2 protein-coding genes are annotated in these 8,540 nt (G+C 67.5%); both read left to right on the top strand.

Translation table 11 applies throughout. The features are described from left to right. Window positions 1-81: 81 nt before the first annotated feature. Entirely contained in the window at window positions 82-3,420 is a 3,339-nt protein-coding gene (locus ASD30_RS22375; protein WP_056687437.1) for a hypothetical protein, read from the top strand. Next, window positions 3,417-8,405: a DEAD/DEAH box helicase gene (locus ASD30_RS22370; RefSeq protein ID WP_056687436.1), complete on the top strand. Its 4,989-nt coding sequence runs from the start codon at window positions 3,417-3,419 to the stop codon at window positions 8,403-8,405. Before ASD30_RS22375 ends, ASD30_RS22370 begins: the two co-directional genes overlap by 4 nt. The last annotated feature ends 135 nt before the right edge of the window (window positions 8,406-8,540 follow it).

The following is an 8,540-nucleotide window of genomic DNA, read 5'->3' as shown; positions in this document are numbered from 1 at the left end:
CCCGTCTCGCGATTCCGCTCCCTCTGTCGGTGCCTTCTGGCAGCATCCAGTACAGCGGTAAAAGTACAGGGGGAAATCGAAATGTCGGAGCACGAGAGTGTGGCGCTCGAGGTGGTCACGCCTCAAGGACTACTCGACCGCCGGGAACGAGTCTGGGCGGAGCAGTTGAGCACCGTCTCGCTGGCGGCGGAGTACCCAGTCGACGACGAGTTCCGAGAGCAGGCCCTTGAATGCTTGGGCCTGCTCTACCGCCGCGGGACCGACTCCCGCGCCCGCGCGCGGGTGCTACGCCGCTGGCCGGCCGTCCATGTCCTATCCACGACCGGAGTTGCCACTGACCACTACGTGGCCGGCACGTTCTGGCCGAGCCTGACTAAGCTGATCGCTACATCGCTGGACCAAACGGTTACCAAGGAGTGGGGCGAGGCATTCCTCGAAAATCTCTCCACCCTCGACCTGCCTACCTTCGACGCCTCAGACGACGCTGGCACTAAGTACGTCGGCCGCATCCTGATGCATTCTGGGATGCCTACTCTCTGCCTCGCCGACCTCTACCGGTTGATCAGCGAGCGTCGAAACAAGATTGCCGGCCTGAGCGCCGCCGACTTCGTCGCCTGGGTCACGGTCCGAGCTGCCCACAAGCAACTGCACAACGTGGCCAAGCCCGTCGCTCGGTTCCTGCAGTATGGCAACGAGTTTGCAGTCGATGTCACCGACCGCGCATTCGACCTCCTCGACGCCATCGCCGCCGGTGGCGACGGCACTGACGTCCCACTGCCCGACCGCTTCCGAAAGGTTGCGATAGAGCTGAACGCCCAGGGCGAGATCCATCCGGTGTCCCGCCGGTCGAGCCGCTCGGGTGGCGACGCCGACCAGCAGCCCCGGCTAGTCATCGACCCGTTCGGTCAGGGCCTCATGCTCCGGCTTCCGGCGGTCGGTGACGCTCCCGACGGCTCCGCCACCTGGATTGTCGGGCTGGACGCCTCCAGCCAGCGAGTCGCAACCCGGGCCCTCGCCCCAGGCCTTAACGAGCCCGCGCCGCAGACGGACGTTGCTCTCCTCGTGCCCACCCGGATCGCCACTGTCGCAATGGCCGGCCGCGAGGACCTGACGGTCACGCTGACCATCGTCGACGAGACGGACCCGCTATTGGCATTCGGTGAGGACGGCGTCAGGCTGGCGGCCGGCTTGCCGCTTCCCAGCCGACCCACCTGGCTGCTCTTTCCTGGTGATCCCGCCACGCTTGAGGCCAAGGGCGGTGCGGTTCTCTCGGAGAGTCCGCTGCCGCCCGGCTGGTCTGGCTGGTGTCTGCTGCTCGTCGACCTCGAGAAGTGCGTGTCGGTCCGGGTGCTGCATGACGACTACACCTATCGCGCGCACGGAGTCCGCAAGTACGCCACGGCGCGGGTCGTCGCGGACGACCCGTTGCGTGGGATGCGGACCTCCACCGGCCTCCCGGTGATCTCCTCGCTCCCGACTGTCCACCTCCCCGAAGAGCTCGGCGAGGCGAACTGGCAGGTCACGCTGCTCGACGGTAGCGGGGAGCTGGTCGCGCGTTGGGTCAGCGGCGGTGACAACGACGACCCGAACTCGATCTGGGGCGCGGTGCCGCGTCCCGTCGTCGGCGCATTCACCGTGCGCGTCCGCGGTCCGTGGGGTCGCGGCACCAGCCGGGCCCTGAAGATCATCGAAGGTCTGCAAGCCTCCTTCAACCCGCCGTGGCGACGCTTCGTCACCCGGGGCCTGCAGCCGTGCAAGGTCAAGGTCTCGGTCGCCGACGGGATTGACACGCCACGCACGGAACTGGACTTCGATGAACGCGAACTCGAGCACTACCTCCGCGTCGGGGCCCACGGCGACTACACCACCCTGGTCATCACCCCACCGCACATGTCGATCGCCTACCAGTCGACCTCGGCAACGACCGCGCCATCGATCAAGCCGCTGCGGTTGTTCCGCGAGGACATCGTCGAGGACCCAGGTACCCTGGTCCTGGACATCGGCGAGTCCGCAAGCCCGGTCCTCAGGGTGATCGTCACCGCTGGCGTCATCCAGGACGTCGAGCCGGGCGCCGGTCGCAACGGCGTCTACCAGTTCAACCTCGCCAAGATCGTAGACACCCTGGCGGTCTACCCTCAGGCCAAGCTCTCGCTCGACGCTGACAGCCAGCTGGTCGTCGGCCACATCAGACCACAGTCCCTGTTCAGCGGCGTCGAACTCGTTGACGACGCCTTGGAGTTCGTCGACTGCGTCGATGTCGAGGGCCTGACAGCCCTCATGTACACCGTTCGGGCGCCCTGGCGTGAACCAACGTCCCTCCAAGTCGTCAACGCCCGGACCGAACTGCCCGAGCACCTGCGCGGCGCCGGTCCGCTCCGTGTGGTCCTGCGGATTGAGGACCCGTGGGTCCCCGAGCCAGTGCCAGCTTGGCCTGCGATCGGACGATCGGTTCTGGTTGAGGCTGACGGTCACCCTTGTGACGGCGAGGCCGAGGAGACCTTGCTGTCCGCCTACCTCGCCGGGGAGGGCGAACTCCCGGCGGGCGACCTCGACTTCACGCGGTTGTGGACTATCCGGGGCCTCATCGGTGGTCTGGCCCTGGAGGAGCGGGCTGGCGACGTCGTCCGAGCCATCGACGATGCCGTTTTCGCCGACCCGCGACCGGCGCTCAACGCGCTGACTGCTTCGGGTGTGCCCGACCGGTCGATCCCAGCCTTGATCGTCCGCACGGGCCTCGCCTGGGCCGAGCTCGCCGCCGCCCACGACGACGAGCCGCCGACGTGGACCGGTCGCGGCGCACTACCAGCGGCGTTGATCTCGGCGGCTGACTTGCACTGGTCTGAGGACGAGGTGCTGGCGGCCGTCGACATCTGCGGAACGGTTGCGACTGACATGGCCGCAGGTCGTGACCCAGAGGCGAAGGCCGGACGACTGGACGACAGCGCTGACTTGTTCGACAAGATGCCCGGGCTCCGCGACAGCTTCGTCCGGCAGGCAGGCCTGGTCCCCAGTGGCCTCCTCTCGGGCGACGCCCGGGTGATCGCCGCGATGGAATTCATCAAACACCGCCATGATCCTGACATCTCCTTCATTGTGAGGAACGCGCACAAGTTGCTCGACGAGAGCGTGCGGATGTTGCGCATCCTCGACGACACGCGGGCGACGGCAGCCTTCGAAGCACGCCGGCATCCCACCCGGGAGGGCGGCTGGCGGGTGGTGCCGGAGATCTCTCTCGCGCTCGCGCTTGCAGCGCGTCACGCCGCCCGCGGTCACGAGGTTGCCCGGAACTGGATGAACGCCAAGCAGCGGGTATGGGGAGACCTTGCCAAGGTGGTGCCGCAGCTGGTCACCACCGACCTGTTGATCGCCGAGCTACTTGTTGCGAGCTCGTCCGCACCTGCTGAGGAGACCCCCGCGTGAACGCCAACATCGATGCCGTCGCTACCTCCGAGGACATCAAGGCGACTTACCGACGCTACCTTCAGTCGCTGTTGGCAGTGCGGGACCCGCAGATCGATGCCGCCCTGCGGGCCGCGATCGACAGCACCTCGATGCTGGACAAGGGGCCGTACCTGGAGGCGACGCCGCCGTATGCGCCCGGCGCCTCGCTGCAGGACCTGATCAACGAAGGTGTCCTGCACCCGGGATTTTCCGCGCTGGGTTCCGCGGTCGTGCCGCTGGAGCGCCCGCTGTACGTGCACCAAGAGCAGTCGATCCGGAAGGCCGGCCAGGGCCGCAATGTCGTGGTCGCCACAGGCACGGGATCCGGCAAGACCGAGTCGTTCCTGCTGCCGATCCTGAATAGCCTGGTCGCGGAGAACGCAAGCGGCGGACTCGGGCCTGGCGTCCGCGCGCTGCTGCTCTACCCGATGAACGCGCTCGCCAACGACCAGATGAAGCGCCTGCGCCAGGTGCTGGCGGCCTACCCCGACATCACCTTTGGCCGGTATACCGGCGACACCGAGAAGGACCCGAAGAAGGCCCGCGACCTGTTCGGTGCCCTCAATATCGGCGAACCGCTGCTTCCGAACGAGCTACTCAGTCGGCAGGAGATGTGGGCGAAGCCCCCACACCTGCTGCTGACCAACTACGCGATGCTCGAGTACATGCTCCTGCGACCTCAGGAGATGAGCCTCTTCGCCTCCGGCGAGGACTCGAAGTGGCGGTTCATCGTCGTAGACGAGGCGCACGTGTACGACGGTAGCCAGGGAGCCGAGATCGCGATGCTGCTGCGCCGGGTCAGAGACCGGGTTGCCGCCAGCCGCTCGATCCAGTGCATCGCAACCTCGGCCACGGTCGGTGGCGACGGCGACCCAGCTGCCGTCACCCGGTTCGCCTCGAATCTCTTTGGCCAGCCCTTCGAGTGGATAGACGATGACGCCTCCCGCCAGGACCTCATCCTCGCCCAGCGGGTGGAGATGCCGGCCGGCCCCTTCTGGGGTCCCCTGTCGGCCGGGGACTACCAAGCGCTGTTGGCCCAGCCGGACCGGTCTGCCGCGGTGCTCGACGCCGCCGATGCCGCCGGCTGGAAACCCGGGTCCGCCGAGGACGGAACCGCTGCACGTGCTCTACTGCACGAACAGTCGCTGGCCACCCTGCGGGCTACGCTCGCCGCCGGACCGAAGACCTTCGACCAGGTTGCCGCGATCCTGTTCGGGGACGACCCCGCCGCCCGTCCCGGCCTGTCCGCGATGGTCGAGCTCGGCAGTTCCCTGCGCGCTGCCGACAGCACTACACCGCTCTCGGCGCGGTACCACCTGTTCCTGCGTGCCACCGAGGGCGCGTTCACCTGCCTCTCGGACAAGGGCCCGCACGTCCAGCTGGCCCGGCACACCGACTGTCCCGACTGCGATGCGCCGGCCTTCGAGATCGGATCCTGCAAGCGTTGCGGAGCCGTGCACGTCGTCGGGACCCCGACCACTGAGGGCGGGGTACTCCGGCTGCGGCCCCGCAAGGCCGGCAGCAAGGGCACCTGGCTAGTGCTCGGAGACCAGGATTCGATCACCGATGAGGACGAGGACGCCGTCATCGACGAGGATGCCGACGTGGACGGTGACGACGCCCGGCTCTGCACTGACTGCGGCGTGGTCGCGACCGCGAGCACGTCGTCCTGCCCCGGGTGCGGGTCTGGCACCCTGCGTCGGGTCCGCAAGCTCAAGCAGCGCGGTGAGGAGATCGCCGGCTGTCTTGTCTGCGGCGCCCGTGGCTCCGGCACCGTCCGCGTCTTCGAGACAGGATCGGATGCAAGCAGCGCGGTGATCGCCACGTCTCTTTATCAGGCGCTGCCACCCAGCACAGACGTCCACGAGGCGCAGCGCCCCGGCGAGGGTCGCAAGCTGCTTGCCTTCAGCGACAGCCGACAGGCAGCCGCGTACTTCGCGCCGTACCTTGAGGACTCCTATGGTCGAGTGCAGCGGCGTCGTCTCATCACCCAGGGGCTGCTCGCGGCAGGGGCCGAAGAGGAGCCGGTCGCGATCGAGGACGTCCTGTACGACACCCGCAAGTGCGCCGCGAAGGTCAAGAACTTCCCCGGCTCGATGACTGCCCAGCAGCAATCCCGAAAGGTGGCTCCGTGGGTGATGGCCGAGGTGCTGGCCACCGACGACCGTCAGTCCCTGGAAGGGCTCGGCCTGATCAGTATCTCGCACTACCGTGACCCGGCCTGGGTGGCGCCGGCCCCGTTGGTGGCACTTGGCCTCAGCGCAGACGAGGCCTGGGACCTGATCCAGGAGCTGATCCGTACCCTGCGCCAGCAGGGTGCGGCGACGATGCCGGACGAGGTGGACCCGAAGGACGAGATCTTCGTGCCGCGACTGGGTCCGATCCGGGTCCGGTTGTCCGGGCCGGAACCGATCCGAAAGGTCCTGTCCTGGCTGCCGGGCAAGGGCAAGAACCGACGACTGGACTACCTGACCCGGGTGCTCACCGCGCTGGGGTCGACGAGCGACCCGACACATTTGCTCGAAGGTATCTGGAACGTCCTCACGAACGAGCACTCGCCGGTCGACTGGCTACGCCCGACCACCGAGCAGGGCCTTGGGAAGGTGCACCAGGTCGACCATGAGCGGCTGCGGCTCTCCTGGGTCACGGACGCTGTCCCGGTCCATCAATGCACTGTGTGCCGGCGGACCGCACCCGCCTCCGTCCGCGGGGTTTGCCCGGGGATGGGTTGCGAAGGTCGGCTCGAGGTCTTCGTCCCGCCCGCTGTCGACAAAGACCGCGACCACTACCGGGCCGTCTACCGGTCGATGTACCCGGTGCCGCTGAGCGCGCTCGAGCACACCGCCCAGTGGGCGAACACCGAGGCCGCAGCGATCCAGCAGAAGTTCGTCCGCGGTGAGGTCAACACGCTCTCCTGCTCGACCACCTTCGAGCTCGGCGTCGACGTCGGGGAACTACAAGCGGTGCTGCTGCGCAACATGCCCCCGCGCACAGCGAACTACCTGCAGCGTGCCGGTCGCGCCGGACGACGGTCTGGGGCAGCCGCCTTGGTGGTCACATATGCGATGCGCCGGTCCCACGACCTGACTAAATTCGCCGAGCCGGAGCTGATGATCACTGGTGAGGTGAGGGCGCCGTATGTGCCGCTGACCAACACCCGGATCGACCAGCGGCATGCGCACTCGGTAGCGATGGCCGCCTTCTTCCGCTGGCTCTTCGAGACTACCGGCCGGATCGATCGGACTGCTGGCGAGTTCTTCCTGCCCACCGACGGCAACGACCCCTCGGTCGGGCTTGTGGCGGGGTTCTTGAACCCGGTTCCGGCCGACTTGACCGAGGGGCTGAAACGGATCCTGCCTGCTGAGGTGGCCGTGGCCCTGGATATTGCCAGCGGCGGCTGGGCCGAGTACCTGCTCGAGCTGCTCGAACGGGTGCGGATCGAGCTCGTGGCCGAAATCACGACCCTGGAGACGCTCCAGGAGGAGGCCGCGGCAGCCGCGAACTACCTCGTGGCCGGGCGCTTCCAAAAGGTTGGCAACACCCTGCGCAAGCGCGACCTGCTCGGCTTCCTGGCCAACCGGAATGTGCTGCCGAAGTACGGCTTCCCGGTGGATTCGGTCGAGCTGCGGACGAACTTCGGATTCGGGCAAAACGCTGGTGCGATGCTGGACTTGTCCCGCGACCTGTCCCAGGCGATCTACGAGTACGCCCCCGACGCCACCATCGTCGCGGGCGGCAACCTGTGGACTTCGCGCGGCATCTACCGGCTCCCAGGACGGGATCTGGTCGAGTACCAGTACTACGTGTGCAAGCGCTGCGGCGGCTTCCGGCACGCGTTCGCCAACGTCGAGTCGGCCTGCGGGCACTGCGGCGAGGTCGCTCAGACAGCACCGCGCAAGGTTACTATCCCCGAGTTTGGGTTCGTTGCTGGCCGGGAGCCGGAGAAGCCCGGTCCTCGGCCGCCACAGCGGTCCTGGAGCGGAGCGGTGCACGTGCTGGCCGAACCACCCGAGGTACACGCGCACACCAAGCCCATGGCGGGCGGCAGCATCGCCGTCAGCGTCGGCCCCCGCGGCCAGATGGTCGCGGTGGCCGATGGGCCTGCCGGGATGAGCTTCTGGGTCTGCGACTGGTGTGGGCACGGCGCGGCCCGGGCGCTGCACCCCCAGAAGCCCCCAAAGCACAACCACCTGATGACCAACCACCCATGCAATGGACCGAGCCGGGCCCTCGACTTAGCGCACGTCTACGAGACCGACCTGCTGACCCTCGACATCGGGTTGCCCGGGTTTCAGGGCTCGCAAGCGGCGTGGAAGTCGGTCCTGTACGCCCTCGTTGAGGCTGCCTGCGAGGCGCTTGAAATCGCACGTGACGACATCGGCGGCTCACTGACGCCGATCGGGGCCGACGCATGGTCGGTGGCACTGTTCGACACGGTCTCCGGAGGAGCGGGCCACGTGCTACTGGTCGAGGAGAAGCTCGACCTGGTGCTGGCCATGGCACTGCGCCGAGTGAGCACCTGCGAGTGCGGCCCCGAAACTTCCTGCTACGGCTGTCTACGCAGCTATGGCAACCAGCGCGACCACGATGAACTGTCCCGGGGTGCCGCCGAGCAGATCCTCGGCCGCCTGCTGGCCGGCGCCGGCACGATAGACCAGACCTACCGGCTGCCGACTTCGATAGAGGCCGTGGCTGGCGCCGGCCACGACTCGTCCTGGACCGACCTACACGCCGCCGCGAGCATCGCGGAGCGGGCGCTCCTGCTGGTGCTCGAAGAAGCGGGCACGCTCCGTCCGGAATTGGGCTTCGAGAGTGCCGGGGGCATACCGATCCCACTTGCTTGGCCGGATCGGCTGCTCGCTGCCGACCTTGAGATCGAGGACGCCGACCGCGACGACCTGATGGACGAGGGTTGGATGGTCGTCGAGCCGGGAGCGACCCTGATCGAGGCGGCCAGGCGGTAGGGACGCAGATCATCGGGTCCCCGGCTCACTCGTCGAGCGTTACATCCGCTCTGTTCAGCCGTCATCATCGACGGTGTTCGGCGGGGAAGCGAAGAATGGCGCGTAAGCCGGAGTTGCTGCGATGAACGAGCTCGG

The sequence above is a fragment of the Nocardioides sp. Root140 genome (assembly GCF_001426745.1).
Classification (GTDB): Bacteria; Actinomycetota; Actinomycetes; order Propionibacteriales; family Nocardioidaceae; genus Nocardioides.
The sequence above is the reverse complement of the archived record's forward strand: the minus strand, read 5'-3'. Positions and strand labels throughout refer to the sequence as shown.